Consider the following 230-nt stretch of genomic DNA (forward strand, 5'->3'; position numbering starts at 1 on the left):
GGTTTCCCGTTCGACTTGCATGTGTTAAGCACGCCGCCAGCGTTCATCCTGAGCCAGGATCAAACTCTCTGATAAAATGTGTTAGCAATTCAGTGATGCTCGCATCAACTTAATTGCGACTCACACTGATTAAGCCAAAGGCTTAAGAAGTGTTTGATTCGTTTACTCAAGACAACCGTTTGGCTATCTCTCGTTTTTACTGCTTTTGGTTTGTTTAAACCGTTCTTTAA

Annotated in this window: 1 rRNA gene; it reads right to left on the bottom strand. The window is 42.2% G+C overall.

Annotated features, from left to right (window positions below):
- Positions 1 to 75, bottom strand: a 16S ribosomal RNA gene (locus GPK58_RS12665); the annotation flags it as partial.
- Between the last annotated feature and the right edge of the window lie 155 nt (positions 76 to 230).

It is taken from the genome of Blautia sp. MCC270, from assembly GCF_018785605.1.
Lineage (GTDB): Bacteria > Bacillota > Clostridia > Lachnospirales > Lachnospiraceae > Blautia_A > Blautia_A fusiformis.